The 14,173-nt window shown below is 63.0% G+C and carries 13 protein-coding genes and 1 pseudogene; 4 read left to right on the forward strand and 10 right to left on the reverse strand.

The features are described from left to right. The 3 genes from F3H96_RS29255 to F3H96_RS29265 form a co-directional block, all read right to left on the reverse strand. Nucleotides 1–246, reverse strand: a 246-nt coding sequence (locus F3H96_RS29255) for a hypothetical protein (protein WP_149802358.1), incomplete at its 3' end; no start/stop codon positions are given. Nucleotides 247–307: 61 nt separating this feature from the next. After that, nucleotides 308–484 carry a hypothetical protein gene (locus F3H96_RS30800; protein ID WP_188131586.1) on the reverse strand — a complete coding sequence of 59 codons (177 nt, stop codon included), beginning with the start codon at nucleotides 482–484 and terminating at the stop codon, nucleotides 308–310. 92 nt (nucleotides 485–576) lie between these two features. After that, a complete protein-coding gene (locus F3H96_RS29265; protein WP_149805118.1) occupies nucleotides 577–1,836 on the reverse strand; it encodes a winged helix-turn-helix domain-containing protein in 1,260 nt (419 codons plus the stop codon). 88 nt (nucleotides 1,837–1,924) lie between these two features. On the opposite strand from F3H96_RS29265, the gene F3H96_RS29270 reads away from it, so the two are divergent. Further along, nucleotides 1,925–2,278: a hypothetical protein gene (locus F3H96_RS29270; protein WP_149805119.1), complete on the forward strand. Its 354-nt coding sequence runs from the start codon at nucleotides 1,925–1,927 to the stop codon at nucleotides 2,276–2,278. 127 nt (nucleotides 2,279–2,405) lie between these two features. Here the strand turns inward: F3H96_RS29270 and F3H96_RS29275 are convergent, their stop codons facing one another. Beyond that, nucleotides 2,406–2,912 carry a CAP domain-containing protein gene (locus tag F3H96_RS29275; protein ID WP_149805120.1) on the reverse strand — a complete coding sequence of 169 codons (507 nt, stop codon included), beginning with the start codon at nucleotides 2,910–2,912 and terminating at the stop codon, nucleotides 2,406–2,408. A 167-nt stretch (nucleotides 2,913–3,079) separates the two neighbouring features. Between F3H96_RS29275 and F3H96_RS29280 the strand changes: the two genes are divergently transcribed. Further along, nucleotides 3,080–3,904 (forward strand): DUF2189 domain-containing protein, encoded by an 825-nt coding sequence (locus F3H96_RS29280; protein ID WP_149805121.1) that lies wholly within the window; start codon nucleotides 3,080–3,082, stop codon nucleotides 3,902–3,904. A 25-nt stretch (nucleotides 3,905–3,929) separates the two neighbouring features. Here F3H96_RS29280 and F3H96_RS29285 read toward each other — a convergent pair whose 3' ends face one another. The 3 genes from F3H96_RS29285 to F3H96_RS29295 all read right to left on the reverse strand — a co-directional run bounded on the left by F3H96_RS29285 (nucleotide 3,930) and on the right by F3H96_RS29295 (nucleotide 8,857). Next, nucleotides 3,930–4,562 (reverse strand): LysE family translocator, encoded by a 633-nt coding sequence (locus F3H96_RS29285; RefSeq protein WP_149805122.1) that lies wholly within the window; start codon nucleotides 4,560–4,562, stop codon nucleotides 3,930–3,932. Nucleotides 4,563–4,869: 307 nt separating this feature from the next. After that, complete coding sequence (locus F3H96_RS29290) at nucleotides 4,870–6,843, reverse strand: pilus assembly protein (protein WP_149805123.1); 1,974 nt, start codon at nucleotides 6,841–6,843, stop codon at nucleotides 4,870–4,872. Between the two features lie 46 nt (nucleotides 6,844–6,889). Further along, nucleotides 6,890–8,857, reverse strand: coding sequence for a TadE/TadG family type IV pilus assembly protein (locus F3H96_RS29295; protein WP_149805124.1), 1,968 nt, complete (start codon nucleotides 8,855–8,857; stop codon nucleotides 6,890–6,892). 282 nt (nucleotides 8,858–9,139) lie between these two features. Between F3H96_RS29295 and F3H96_RS29300 the strand changes: the two genes are divergently transcribed. Then, complete coding sequence (locus F3H96_RS29300; RefSeq protein ID WP_149805125.1) at nucleotides 9,140–9,988, forward strand: TIGR01459 family HAD-type hydrolase; 849 nt, start codon at nucleotides 9,140–9,142, stop codon at nucleotides 9,986–9,988. 32 nt (nucleotides 9,989–10,020) lie between these two features. Continuing rightward, nucleotides 10,021–11,004, forward strand: a complete 984-nt coding sequence (locus tag F3H96_RS29305) for a bifunctional riboflavin kinase/FAD synthetase (protein WP_149805126.1) — start codon at nucleotides 10,021–10,023, stop codon at nucleotides 11,002–11,004. Between the two features lie 13 nt (nucleotides 11,005–11,017). Here F3H96_RS29305 and F3H96_RS29310 read toward each other — a convergent pair. The 3 genes and pseudogenes from F3H96_RS29310 to F3H96_RS29320 form a co-directional block, all read right to left on the reverse strand. After that, nucleotides 11,018–11,570: pseudogene (locus F3H96_RS29310) on the reverse strand (HdeD family acid-resistance protein). Nucleotides 11,571–11,693: 123 nt separating this feature from the next. After that, complete coding sequence (locus tag F3H96_RS29315) at nucleotides 11,694–13,136, reverse strand: glycosyltransferase family 1 protein (RefSeq protein ID WP_149805127.1); 1,443 nt, start codon at nucleotides 13,134–13,136, stop codon at nucleotides 11,694–11,696. Between the two features lie 13 nt (nucleotides 13,137–13,149). Further along, complete coding sequence (locus F3H96_RS29320) at nucleotides 13,150–14,100, reverse strand: glycosyltransferase (protein WP_188131587.1); 951 nt, start codon at nucleotides 14,098–14,100, stop codon at nucleotides 13,150–13,152. Between the last annotated feature and the right edge of the window lie 73 nt (nucleotides 14,101–14,173).

A 14,173-nucleotide genomic window follows, 5' to 3' on the forward strand; every position in this document is an offset into this window, starting at 1 on the left:
CGTCAGATCGCCATTCTCGGCCATCCGCTGGCGCACGAAGTCGGCGTGAGCGGCCAACTTGCCGCCGCCAGTGCCATGGCCTTGCCGGCGCGGCTCAAGCGAGCCCCGCTCGGCGCGCAGCTTCATCAGATCGTTCACGAACTTCGGCGAAACCCGGAAATGACGCGACGCCTCACGGTTGCTGTTGCCCTCATCCACAAACGCCGCAACACGCTTACGCAACGCCATCGGTAACGGCTTGCCCATCACGGTTCTCCCTTCCGCCGCAATGAATCATCAAACCGTCATTCAGGGAATCCCGAATCCTTTAAAGGGCGACGTGCTTTAGGCAGGCGAAGATCGCCGCAAGCGTTCGCTGTGCGCCGATCGGGATCTTGGACATTTTCCGCATCGCCGTCAGCGCGGCCCCGCAATCGTTCTTTTCATAGAGCGCCCAGCCCATCTGCCAGTTGAACCAGTCAGGGTAAAAAGGATCGATGCCCATTGCCTGCTTGATCCGATCGATCGCTTCGTCTGTACGGCCAACCCAGACCAGCGGATCCGTACTGGCGACGAGAATTTCCGAGTTGCTGGGGTTCAGGGCGATCGCCTGGTCAAACCGCGCGAGGGCCTGCTCGACCTCGCCGGCTTGAGCATGCGCGCTGGCGCGCGCCCAGTACGACTCGGCATCGTCCGGAGCGAGCAGGATGGCTTGTCGGCGTATTCGGCGGCAAGCTTTAAGGCCTCGTCACGGCTGCGTTCTTGCTCGTGCCACCCGAACATCGCATCGAAGCGATAGGAGTGTGCCAGCCCGATATAGCCGAACTGCGAGCTCGGATCCGCTTCGATCGCCTTGAGGTTGAATTGCCGTTGCAACTCGAACCCCGTGGCGGAGAAATCCTTTTGTATCTCGGCAAGCCCCATCAGGTAATAGTGGAGCGCGCTGACCCGGGCGGCGCCGCTCTGCGGCCAGGGGCGCTCGATCCTGTGCCCGACACGGTCCGCCAGCGTGCGGATGATGTCCTCCTGGATGACGAAAAGATCGCCGATTTCGCGATCGTAGGAATTGGCCCAGACATGAGATCCGTCGTGCGCGTTCAGCAACTGGGCGCTCACCTTCAGCCGGTCTCCAGCCTTCTGCTGGCTGCCTTCGAGCAGGTAGTCGACGCCGAGGTCATCTCCAATTTGCCGGGCGTCGGTGGGCTTGCCGCGGTACTTGAAGCTCGAGTTCCGCGCGATGACGGCATAAGTCTTGCTCCGTGATAGCTCGGTGATAATCCCTTCGGCGACGGCATCGCTGAGATATCCCTTATCGGCGCCTGTGCTCATGTCATCGAAGGGAAGGACCGCGATCCTCGGCATGTCGCTCGAACGAATTGGAGCGGCTCGCCGTATTTCCGCGCCATAGTATGCGCCGATCGCTGCCGCAACGAGAACGATTGCAGCAAGAATGAAGCCGCGCTGCGAAAATCGCGTCTTGGCAGGTTCCATGCCGGCTGCGGCGTTTGGGTCCGCGTCCGACCGATCGGCGTTTAGTCGGTAGCCTCTCCTTGGGACGGTTTCCACGATCACGTGCGCGTCGTCCGCCAACGCGCGGCGAATATCGGCAATGCATTGCGTGAGACTGTCGTCGGTCACGAAGGTATCGGGCCAAACCGCCTGCATCAGCGCATCCTTGGACACGATTTCGCCCGGTCGCGCCGCGAGCACAGAGAGCACCTCGGCGGACTGGCTGCGAAGACTGACCGCTTTGCCTTCGACGGTTCGGAATTCTTTGCTTTTGGTCAGGAAGACAAAACCGCGAAACGTGACCGTTTCAGCAGATTTCGGGCCAATTTCAGGGGCCGTTCGGGACATTTCACCTTCCTGGCGCGCTTCCTAGTTTAGCCCATTCGGCCGTCGCCTCCAAGCGATCCCAGCAGCACCGGATGAGGCGGAGGACGACATGAACCGCACCAAGCTCATCATCGCTCTCGCCCTTCTTTTGGCAGCGCAAACGGCTGCAAAAACAGATTCCCGTACTGTGAGGTCCTGTGGTCCCGATCATGTCGACCAGGTTGCCTTAGAGGAGGTCCGACCCAGCCCCCGCCGTTATTTTGTCGCCAGCCCTAAGTCGATGGACAACCGGGCCATCGCTGTCACAATCCTTCTGACCAACCAAGGCGAGCTCATCAGGCTCCCCGAGATGAAACCCATGACCTCCATGGCCGAGTGCAGAGCTTGGACCCATCAACAGGAGTTCATGCCCGCACTCCCCGGCTATCTCGCCACCTTCCATTACTGCGACGACGCATTGTGAGCTATGCCGAGCCGGCACGACGATGGTCAGTCGCGGCGTTTCGCGGGGCTATACAGGACGTTCGACCGTCAGGTAACACCGTTCCATGCCAGTGGCGGAGGCGCCTTCAAGCGGCAGCTCTTCAGGTTTAACGGCCCAGCACCAGCGCCCAGTAGCGCAGGCTGGGGTCGCGGCCGTCGCGCACATAGGCGAGCCCGAAGCGGCCGAAGTCCGGGTCGAGCATGTTGCGGCGGTGGCCGTCCGAATGCATCCAGATATCGAACAGCTTTTCAAGATCGAAGCGGCCCTCGGCGATATTCTCGCCAGCGGCGCCGCGCACGCGATTGTCCTTCATGCGCGAGGCGAAATCCTTGCCCCAGCCGGTCGTGTGGCTCATGCGCTCGCGCGATGCCATGTAGCCGGCCTGCTGGAGCGCTGCCTGTTCGAGCTGCGCATCCGGAACCAGCGCCGGCAGTCCGGCCGATGTGCGGATTGTGCTCAACGTGGTGATAGCGGAGGACGAAACACCGGCGCCTTCGCCGGTCGGCAGCGAGACGCTGCCGCAGGCGGCAATGCCGCCAAGCGCCGCAAGGCCAATGGCCGTGAGCAGCGTGCGTCTGTCGAGATTGCGGGATTCGGTGGCCGGGCGGGTCATGCGACCTCTGATACCGGCGATCATGGCTTTTGCCGGGCAGGTGATGAAAATCGCATGAAGCGGCGACAATTCCCGGAAGATCGGCTATCATCGCGGCGTTTTTGAAAGTGGCAGCCACGGGCGGCCATCCAGGCGGTGACCGCCCCCGCGGAATACGGAGGACGGTTATGGCTGGTTTTCATGTCATGGCGGACGCGCGAGGGATGCATGTGCAGCCCACGGTGCGCCATATCACCACGTCGGATCTTTGGGATGCGCTGCGGCTCGGCGCGGAGGATTTCTGGGCCAAGCCTTCGCACTACGTGTTCCTGTGCCTGATCTATCCGATCGTCGGCCTGATCCTGACGCGGTGGACCTCCGGCTCCAGTGCCATCCAGCTCGTCTATCCGCTGATGTCGGGCTTCGCCCTGATCGGCCCCTTCGCTGCCATCGGCCTCTATGAGATCAGCCGCCGGCGCGAGCTCGGCATGAGCAGCCGCTGGCACCATGCGCTCGACGTGCGCCATTCGCCGGCGCTGCCGTCGATCGCGGTCATCGGCGTCCTGCTCTTCGCGCTGTTCCTTTTGTGGCTGTTCACTGCGCAGTCGCTCTATACCAGCCTGTTCGGCACCGAGCCGCCCGCTTCGGTCGGGGCTTTCGTGCGTGACGTGCTGACGACCGGGAAGGGCTGGACGCTGATCCTCGTCGGCAACGCAGTCGGCTTCGTTTTCGCCGCTGTCGTTTTGGCCACCACCGTGATTGCCTTCCCGCTGCTGCTCGACCGTGACGTCGGCGCCGTCTCGGCGATCGAAACCTCGGCCCGCGCCGTGATGGCCAATCCGCTGCAAATGGCGCTCTGGGGCCTGACGGTCGCCATATTGCTGGTGATCGGTTCGATCCCGCTCTTTGCCGGGCTCGCCGTCGTCATGCCGATCCTCGGCCACGCGACCTGGCACCTCTATCGCAAGGTGGTCGAGCCGGAGCAGATAAAGCCCGTCCGCCGGCCGATGTAGGAAAGCAACCGCCAGGGGCCGTTGGCTATCGCTGCGCCTCTGTCGCCATCTTCAGCGCCAGCGCGGTCAGCACCGTGCCCATCATCCAGCGCTGGACGACCAGCCAGAACGGCCGTCCGGCAAGGAAGGTGGCGATCGAGCCGGCGGTCACCGCGATGATGGCGTTGACGGTGAGGCTGATCGAGATCTGCGTCACGCCCAGCACCAGAAGCTGGGACAGCACATGACCCTTGGCCGGGTCGATGAACTGCGGCAAGAGTGAGAGATAGAGCACCGCCACTTTCGGGTTGAGCAGGTTGGTCATCAGCCCCATGACGAACAGTTTGCGCGGCCCGTCCCTCGGCAGTTCGCGGACCTGAAAGGGCGAGCGTCCGCCGGGCTTGAGCGCCTGCCAGGCCAGCCACAGAAGATAGAGCGCGCCGGCGAAGCGCAGCGCGTCATAGGCGTAAGGCACGGCGAAGATCAGCGCGGTGATGCCGAAAGCGGCCGACACCACATAGAACAGGAAGCCCAGCGCCACGCCGCCCAGCGAGATCAGCCCGGCTTTCGGCCCTTGCGACAGCGAACGCGAGACCAGGTAGATCATGTTCGGTCCAGGCGTGAGCACCATGCCGAGGCAGATCAGCGCGAAGGTCAGATGATTGGCGGCGTCGGGCATTGATAGCTCCAGGAAAGCGCGGCAGATGTGCGCCGCTTCGGGAGAGGGCGCAAGACCTTCAGGCCGCGAGCTTTTGCGCCAGCGCTCACAATTGGCGAAACCGGTGAGGCTGCCAATCTCCCCCCTTGTGGGGGAGATGCCTGGCAAGGCAGAGGGGGGCGCTGTCCCGCCGGCCTCTCAACCACCTTATGCATGTCGGTTGTTGGGAAAAATGCATCACGCCTGGGTGGGCGTTTCTTCGCGCCCCCCTCTGTCCTGCCGGACATCTCCCCCACAAGGGGGGAGATTGGCAGCTTCCGCGCCTGCGCTATCCCACCACCCGCAAATTCGACAACTCGTTCGCAATCTCCTTGAAATTGTCGGACAGCGTTGCCCCGGTCGCGTTCCAGAACAGCTTGGCCGGTTTGCTGGGGTCGGTCGGATCCTTGCGGAAGCGGGAGTCGGACGAGCAGGCCTTCAGCGCATTCATCGCCTTGACGTCGCCGGCGTCGGAGGACGACATGTCGAGCGCCACCGTCATCACCATGATGTTGGCCGCCTTGGCGTTGTCGCACAGCTTCGCCATCTGCTCGTTCATCGCCGCGGTATAGTTGCTCGACGAATAGTTGAACTGGCCGATCGCGCTCGACGTGCCGCCGAACAGGCGGGTGACAGCGGTGCCATTATAGCCGACGCCGGTGTAGCCATAGCCGGCATAGGTCGACTTGTTGCCGGCCGGGTCGGAACTTACCGTCGAATAGGTGTTCTCGCCGTCGGTGAGCACGATGACGACCTTGTCGTTGCCGCGCTCGGTTTCAGGCCTCCCCTCGGTGAAAGGCGCGGCGCTCGACACGGTGCGCCAGCCCCAGGCCATGCCCTCGGGCACATTGGTGTTGCCGTTGGGCTGCATCAGGTCGATCGCCGCCTTGATCGTCGCAAGCCCATCAGCGTTGGCGACGTCGGTGAGCGGCGTGATCGGCGTGGTGGTGCAGCTGTAGTTGGGACCGGCGCCCGGGTTCAGCGCCGGAGCATCGATGGGCCGGGGCTGAAAATACTTGGCCATGTTCGACTGCCTGGTCTTGCCCGTGCTGCTCGACGGGTCGTCGTTCCACCAGCTGTTCGCCGCGCCATAGGTCTTCGGGTTCGGTTCAAGGGGATTCTGCGTTACCTTCCAGTGGTTGCCGGGCTCGTCCGGAGCGAACATCGGCACGAACATCGTGGCGGGGTCGCCGACGCCGATCCCGGTATTGTTGGGGCCCCCCGAGGCGGGCGTATCGTCGACATTGTAGGGGTAGGGTCGGACTTCCACACAGCCTTGCCAGCTGGCGAACGGGCCGTAGGTGTCGTTGTAGTCGTATTCCGTGTGGCTGTGCGAGCAGGTGTGGTTCGAACGATATGTGTCGCAGACGGTGCGCGCGCTGCCGACGACGCGCTCGTGGCTGGTCACCACCTTCATGTCTTGGTAGAGCTCGAAACGGCTCAGGACCTGGTCTTCCTCGTCGCTCCAGCTGGCGCCTTTCTTGTACCAGATACCATTGATCTTCTGGGCGTATTTGTCGGAAGCGTTCAGCGTCGACCAGTCGAAATTCTCATTTGCGATCGGCGACAGTCCATAGACGTCCATCCAGGGGGCGTTGTCGTTGTCCGGCCCGACATTGACCGAGGCAGCGAACGGCACGAGGCTGAACTGAACCGGCTTGTCGATCTGCTTGATCTGCGCTGCCTGCTGCGCCAGCGTGTCGACGAGCTGCTTGGCGGCCTGCTTGAGCAGGTCGATGCGCTTCTGTCCCAAGCCGGTGCCGGGCGTCGTCATGGAGCCCGAATTGTCGAGCACCATCGCCACTTCCAGCGTGTTCTTCAGCCGCACCTGCGAGCACATCTCGATCTGGATCGGCTTGTGCGCGTCGCCGTCGGATGCGCCATTGAGCAAAGCCGCGGCCGGATAGAAATAGGGATGATAGGTGAGCGTCGCGCAAAGCTTCATCACGCCGCCGCCGGTCTGGCTGCTCGGCAGCGTCACATCGAGCGCAAGGTTGCCGGGGTCGATACCGTTGAGGTTGGAATTGAAGAAGCCGGCCGCATAGGCCCTGATCGCGTCATCCGTCGCACCTTGCGACAGCCGCACCGCGGCGGCGAAGTTGGCCGAATCCAGCGCGTTCAGCACCATCTGCTTCTCGCGGTTGAGCTCGGTGAAATCGACGCCCACTGCCACCGCCCCCATCAGCGGCACCATGGCGACCGCCGTCACCATGGCATAGTTGCCGCGCCGGTCGCGGCAGAATTGATGCCAGAATTTGCGCATTTTTTAGCGGCTCCCGCCGGCGGATTTTCTGTCGGTCACGTGCCGCTCAGCTGACGATGCGCAGGTTCGACAACTCGTTGCCGATCTCCTTGAAGTCGTCCGACAGCGTCGCGCCGGTCGAGTTCCAGAACAGCTTCTCCGGCTTGCTCGGATCGGTCGGATCCTTGCGGAAACGCGAGTCCGATGCGCAGGCCTTGAGGGCGGCCATTGCCTTCTTTTCGTCGGTCTTGGTGTCGACCAGATCGAGCGAGACGGTCATCACTATGACCCCGGCAGCTTTGGCGTTGGCGCAAAGTGTCTGCATGTTCTCGTCAAGCGCTGCCGTATAGTTGCTGTCTGTATAGGTGGTCTTCGGAACGCCACTGCTCGTGTTCATGAACAGGCGCGTGACGCTGCCTGAGCCGGGGTAGGTTAGCCCAGTATATCCGTAAGCTGCGTATGTGGACCGGTTGTTGGCATAGCCGGCATCGCTGACCGCGCTATAGGTATTGGCGCCGTCGGTCAGGACGATAACGACCTTGTCGTTGCCCTTTTCTGTATTCGGTCGCCCTTCGGTGAAAGGCTCATTGCTGGACACGGTTCGCCAGCCCCAGGCGAGGCCTTCCGGCACGTTGGTGTTGCCGGTCGGCGCCATGTCGTCGATGGCGTCGTCCAGCTCCTGCTTTTCCGCTGCCACCGTCACATCTTTAAGCGGGGTGATCGGACTGGTGGTGCAGGCTGCATTCGGACCGTCGCCGGCGCTCGCCGAAGCCGAGCCATAGGGCTTCACCAGAAAGTATTTGCGCATGTCGGACTGGCGCTGCGACGCCGTCGGGTTGGACGAGTACGGCCAGTCTGCCCACCAGTTGTTGCTGTAACCATAGCTTGCGCTGGAGACGTCACTGACGCCGTCGCGATTGAAGTCGCGCCACAATGTGCCGGCCTCGTCGGGTGCGAACATCGGCACGAAAAGCGTAGCGGGATTGGCGGTCGTCGGCGTCGTGTCGTCGTCATTGTATGGATATGGCCTGGCCTCCACGCATCCCTGCCAACTCGCGTAGCGGCTGGTGGTGTAGACGTATGTCGGGGACGGGGTGACCCAATGGCCTTTGCTACAGGTGCCGTCCTTCTTGGTCACGTCGCAGACATACTGCTTCGGAGGCTGCACCGTTTCGCGGTCGGACTCCACGGTCATGTCGGAGTAGAGGCTGAAACGAGTGAGGGCCTGACCCTTGGTGTCTCCCCAGCCGTCGCCGCGTTTGTACCATATCCCGCCGACCTTCTCAGCATACTTGTTGGGATCGTTGGCGGCGGTCATTGTAGACCAGTCGAAATCCTCGTGGTGGATCGGCGAGATGCCGTTCAGATCCATCCACGTATCCTGATCATGTGCCGGGCCAATATTGACAGAGGCGGAGAACGGAACCAGCGAAAACTGTACTGGTTTGCTGACCTGTTTCATCTGCTGGGCCTGCGCGGCCAGCGTGTCGACTAGTTGCTTGGCCGCGTTCTTCAGTAGATCGATACGTCTCTGGCCGGTCCCGGAGCCGAGCGTTGACATCGAGCCGGAATTGTCGAGCACCAGCGCGACTTCGAGCGTGTCCTTCAGCCGGATTTCGGATGTCGCAACGACGTTGACGTCGGTCGCGCCGACAGTATTGCCGAGCAGCATGGCGGCTGCCGGAAGAAAATAGGGGTGATACTTAAGCGTCGCCTGCATTTTCAGCGTGCCGCCGCCGGTATTGTTATTCGGTAAGGTGACCGTCAGGCTCGTGTTGGTGGGAAGCACATGTCTGAGATTGGCTTCGAAGAAATCCTTGGCGTATGTCTTTACAGCATCGTCACTTGCGCCGGAGACGATCTGCTGTGCCGTCGCGATGCCGGCGGCATCGAGGGCGTTAAGCGTCTCCTGCCGCTCCCGCACCAGCTCGGTATAGTCGACCGCCAGCGCCACGCCGCCCATCAGCGGCACCATGGTGATGACCGTCATCAAGGCGTAGTTTCCCCGCCTGTCGTGAAAAAAATCGCGGATCATTGTGTTTACCCCCGCCAAGGATCCTATGATTACGTACGACTATGGTCGTAGTTGGCCTACCACCATGGTCATAAACTGTTGAATTTCAGCTTGCGCGAAACAATCAAGAACGCACCTCCTGTTTGACGGCGCGTTAACCTTGTGCTTCCGGAGCGGGTGAGATCGCGGCTTCGTGCGCGGCGATCGGGAAAGCTCGTGACAGGACGAAACGCTTCGGTTATGCGGGACCGGCCGCGGCGGACCGTCTGTTGCGGCCTGCCAGGATCAAATCAGGGATACGGCATGGCGGCTTCGCCCGACATCATTGCTTCGCTCGACGATCTGGCGGGGCGCTACGCCGCCATCCTGTGCGACGTGTGGGGCGTCGTGCACAATGGCGAATGGCATTTTCCGCCCGCGGCCGCGGCACTCGCAAAGGCGCGCGCGGCCAATGTGCCTGTCGTGCTGATCACCAACTCGCCGCGTCGCAGCGCCGACGTCGTTGCTCAGATGAAAATCATCGGCGTTCCTGCCGATGGCTTCGACCGGGTCGTTACGTCCGGCGACGTCACGCGCGACCTGATCGCCGATGGCCCGAGGAAGATCTTCCATATCGGCCCCGACCGCGATTTCACGCTCTATGACGGGCTCGACGTCGATCTCGTCGAGGAATTCGAGGCCTCGGGCATTGTCTGCACCGGGCTCTATGACGACGAGGTGGAAAAGCCCGCCGACTATGCCGTATTGCTCAAGCGGCTGCGTGCCCGCGATCTGCCGTTCATTTGCGCCAATCCGGACATCCTCGTCGAGCGCGGCGAGCGCACCATCTGGTGCGCCGGGGCCCTGGCGCGCGACTATGCCCAGCTTGGCGGCCGCACGCTGATTGCCGGCAAGCCTTTCGCGCCGATCTACGATGTCGCCATGAAGGAGGTCGCAGGCCTGCTTGGCCGCGCCGTCGAGCGCAGCGAGGTTCTCGCCATCGGCGACGGCATGATGACCGACGTCAAGGGCGCGGCCGACAATGGCTTTGACGTGCTCTATGTCTCCGGCGGCATCCACGCGCGCGAGCACGGCGACGATCCCGCGAGGCTGGCGGGCTTTCTCGAAAAGCACGGCTACCGGCCGGTCGCCGTCATTCCGCGTCTGCAATAGGTTGATAGTCTGGCCATGACGGGCGCCTCGACATGACGCAAGCCTTCGAACGTCTTTCCACCGCCGCGCCGCTGCCCGCGCATCTGCGCGGCGGCGTCGTGGCGATCGGCAATTTCGACGGCGTCCATCGCGGCCACCAGGCCGTGCTGGAGCGTGCGCTGGCTGAAGCCCGCCGCAACGGCGTGCCCGCTCTGGTGCTCACATTCGAGCCTCATCCGCGTAAGGTGTTCCAGCCGCAGGTGCCGCTCTTCGTGCTGACGCCGCCGCCGATGAAGGCGCGGCTCCTGGCCGGCCTTGGCTTCGCCGCTTTGGTCGAGCAGCCGTTCACGCGCGATTTCGCCTCGCTCTCGGCCGAGGCGTTCGTCACCGACGTGCTGGAGAAGACCCTCGGCATCAGCCACGCCGTCACCGGGTTCGATTTCCATTTCGGCAAGGACCGTCAGGGCGGTCCGGCTTTTCTGATGGCGGCGGGAGAACGCCACGGCTTCGGAGTGACGCTGGTCGACGCCTTCCGCGACGAAGGCGCCGAGGTGGTCTCGTCGAGCCGCATCCGGGGGCTGCTTGCCGAGGGCAAGGTGGAGGAGGCAGCCGGACTGCTCGGCTATCGCTTCACCGTCGAGGCCGAAGTGATCGGCGGCCAGCAGCTTGGCCGCACCCTCGGCTTCCCGACCGCCAACATGCGGCTTTCGCCGGAGGCGGCCTTGAAGGAAGGCATTTACGCCGTCCGCTTCCGTCGCGCCGATGGCACGCTTCACGATGGCGTCGCCAGCTTCGGCCGCCGCCCGACCGTCGACGACAACGGCGCGCCGCTGCTCGAAACCTACGTTTTCGATTTTTCCGGCGATCTCTATGGCGAGACCTGCCAGGTGTCGTTCTTCGGCTTCCTGCGCGCGGAGCTCAAATTCGACGGCCTCGACGCGCTGGTGGCGCAGATGAAAAACGACGAAGCCGAGGCGAGGGCGCTGCTGGCGGGCGTACGCCCGCTCTCGCAACTGGACGCCGACATCGCGTTCTGATCGTCCGTTGCTGCTATCGCTTCAGCGCCAGGCCGATGGCAATGAAGCTCCAGCCTTGGAAGACAAGGTCGATGGCCAGGAAGATGCCCAGCACCCAAAGGCTGTTGACCGGCCAGCCCATGGCGATCATCAGCCCGAGCAGGGTGGTGATGATGGCGGTCGCAAGCAGCCATCCCCAACCTTGCTCCGGCCGGTGGTTGAAGGCGACCCAGGCTCTCAGCAGCCCCGAGGCGACGAGCGCGATCGCGAGCAGCAGCGTCAGCACCGCCGAGGCGAGCAGCGGGTTGTCGAAGGCGAAGAAACCGGAGCGCGTAGAGCAGGCCGCTCAGCAGCCAGTAGAAGAACCGTCCCCATGTCTTGACGCCGAAGGCATGTATGATCTCGATGGCGCCGGCCATCAGCATCAGCCAGCCGACGACATAGACCGAGGCGACGGTGGCGATGAACAGATTGCCGAAGGCGATGCCGCCGAAGATCAAAAGCAGCACGCCAAGCGCCACGAACCATCCCCATTTGTCGCGCGTCTGGCCAATTGCGTCTTTCAGGGTGTCGCCTTGCAAGGTCATGAGATGTCTCTACCTCGGATAGAGCCGCGCCGCTTGCGGCTGAAGGGAAGGGTAATCCTGATGATCTGATGCGTCCAGCGAGCAGCGCGGCGGAGCGAAGCGCGAGCTGCTGTGCTTAGCCGGCTATTTGTGAAGCGGTGAAACGCTCCTGGCCTGGACTTCGTCCGTGAACGGCGCAAGCGTTGCCTCCAGCGTTTCCCGGCCAGCCTGCTCCCAGCTTCGCGGCACGAACTCTCCGGCGCTTGCCTCGTATGACGCGCGGGCGACGGGATCGGTGATCCACTGGCGCATCGCGCTCTCCCACGCATCGATGTCGAGCGGATCGAGGCAGAGCCCGAACGGTCCGACCACTTCGGCAATCGCGCCGCCGGTCGAGGCGATAAGGGCCTTGCCGTAGGCCAGCGCCTCGACCGGCGGCAACCCGTATCCTTCATAGAGCGACGGGTAAACGCAGAACGCGCTGTTCAGGTAGAGGAGGGACAGCGTCCCGTCATCGACGTTGTCGAGATGGATAAGGCTCGTGCCATAGTCGGGATGGCTGTGAAGCTTCGCCAGGATCCCATCGACCATCCAGCCGCTGCGTCCGACGAAAACCAGCTTCATGCCGCTTTGGGCGACCGTCCCGTCCACAACGAGGCGCCGCCAGACATCCATGAGCAGCGAATGGTTCTTGCGCGGTTCGATGGTGGAAACGAACAGGATAAAGCGACCCGCTTGGAGTCCGTCCGACAGGCGGCCGCCAGCCTTCGATTTGCGGGCTCTGTCGCAGCCGAGCGGGACATGTTGCAACTCCGGCAGGCGGATGCCGAACTTGGCGGCATACTCCTCGACATCGGCCGTGACGCGCCTCGACGTCAGGATGAAGCGGTCCGCCAGCCCGAACGCCAGATTCACATAGTCCGTGAATCTCTTGACGTCATGGGGCCTGTACCATTCGGAAAACTGGATCGGAATGATGTCGTTCAGCAGCACGGTCAGCTTTGCGCCGGCCGAGCGGCACTCGCGCGAAATGACTTCGATATCGGTATGCGCCCAGTCATTGTTCATCAGAAGCAGATGGTCGCCGGACGCCAGTCTGTACCTTTCGCCGGCCACCGTCCGCAGCGGCACGATCCGGACGCGTGAACCGTCGTCGCGAGCGACCAGCCGTCGCTCGTTGCCCTTCATCAGACGGTTCTCGATCCGCTCGAGGAAATGCAGAAAACCGCTGCCGGGATTGCGCCGGCCGAACGCGCCGATTTCCGTTATCAGGACGCGGCGCACTTTTAATGTCGCCATAAGCGACTGCCGCGCCCAGCTCGGCCAGCGATCGTAAAAGCGCATCTTGATGCGGGCCGGGTCCGGGTAAAAACTCATGTCGCAAGAAATGTCGCCGGCGATGATCTCCGCAGCCATTTCCGGCGAAACATGTCTGAGGACCCGCTCGACCGGGTCGAACACTGTGAACGCCACCTCGGAGGCCTTGAACGCGGCTGCCGCTGCTGCATAGCGGCGTTGCACGCGAACCAGGCCGACCGGAGGGCCGAGCCAGCGCGCCATGCTCGTGAGATCGACGACAAGCCGCATCAGTTTTGTCTCATCAATTGGGCCGCGCCTTTGCGGGGCGCGCGGTCATCCTGCGCCAGGCCAATCGAGGTCCTAGCGCCAGCGTCTTGAACGAGGGGGTGCCGACAGCCGCGAGGAACAGCAGCTTGCAAGTGATAGCCAGGGGTATGCCCGCGGTTCGCAACAGCAACTCGACGTCGCGTCTTTCCTGGCTGGTGACATTGACACGCGTGGCGGCGCGCCATGCCAGAAAGGCTCCGATAGCCTGGGCGGGCCGGCCGTCCGCGTCGAATGGCTCGGCGCCCACGCGGCGCAACTGCGCCGACTGTCTGGCGAGCGCCGCGGCGGCCTTTTGCTGATCCTCCTTCACGCGCGATATCTGCCCCGGGTGAGAGCGCAATTTGACCAGCCGCGCATCCATGTTGGCCAGTTTTCCGGTCTCGGAAAGCCGTAGCCACAGATCGTAGTCCTCGGCATAGGTGAATGCGCGACGGTAGCCTCCCGCGCGCCGGACGGCCTCGGTCCGCAACATCACCGTCGGATGAAGCATGGGATTGTGCCTGGCGAGCGCGTCCCGCAACTGTTCGTTGCCGACGGGAACGTCCAGCGGCCCCAGCGTTTTTCCGTCCCGGTCGATCTGCATTCCCGCCGTGCCGAGCAACTGCAGATCGGGATCGGCGTCGAAACATGCCACCTGCCGGCGCAACCTGTCGGGCATCGAGACGTCGTCGCAATCCATGCGCGCCACAAGAGGCGCCCGCGCGAGCGAAATCCCCATATTGAGGGCATCGACGATCCCCGTGCCGCGGTTGGCGACGACGTTGACACGGCCATCGCGTTCGCCGAGCGACGTCGCGATCGCGGCGCTGTTGTCGCAAGATCCATCGTCGATGACGATGACTTCGATATCCGCCAGGTCCTGGTCGAGCATGCTCTGCAAGGCTTCGCCGAGATACCGCGCGCCGTCCCTCACCGGAATGATCACACTTACTGTCGGCAATATGGACCTTCCTTGCGAGGATCGAGGCATGACCGAATGATTGTTGATTGGCCGAATT

The organism is Mesorhizobium sp. NFR06 (assembly GCF_900115245.1).
In the GTDB taxonomy this organism is placed as follows: domain Bacteria; phylum Pseudomonadota; class Alphaproteobacteria; order Rhizobiales; family Rhizobiaceae; genus Mesorhizobium.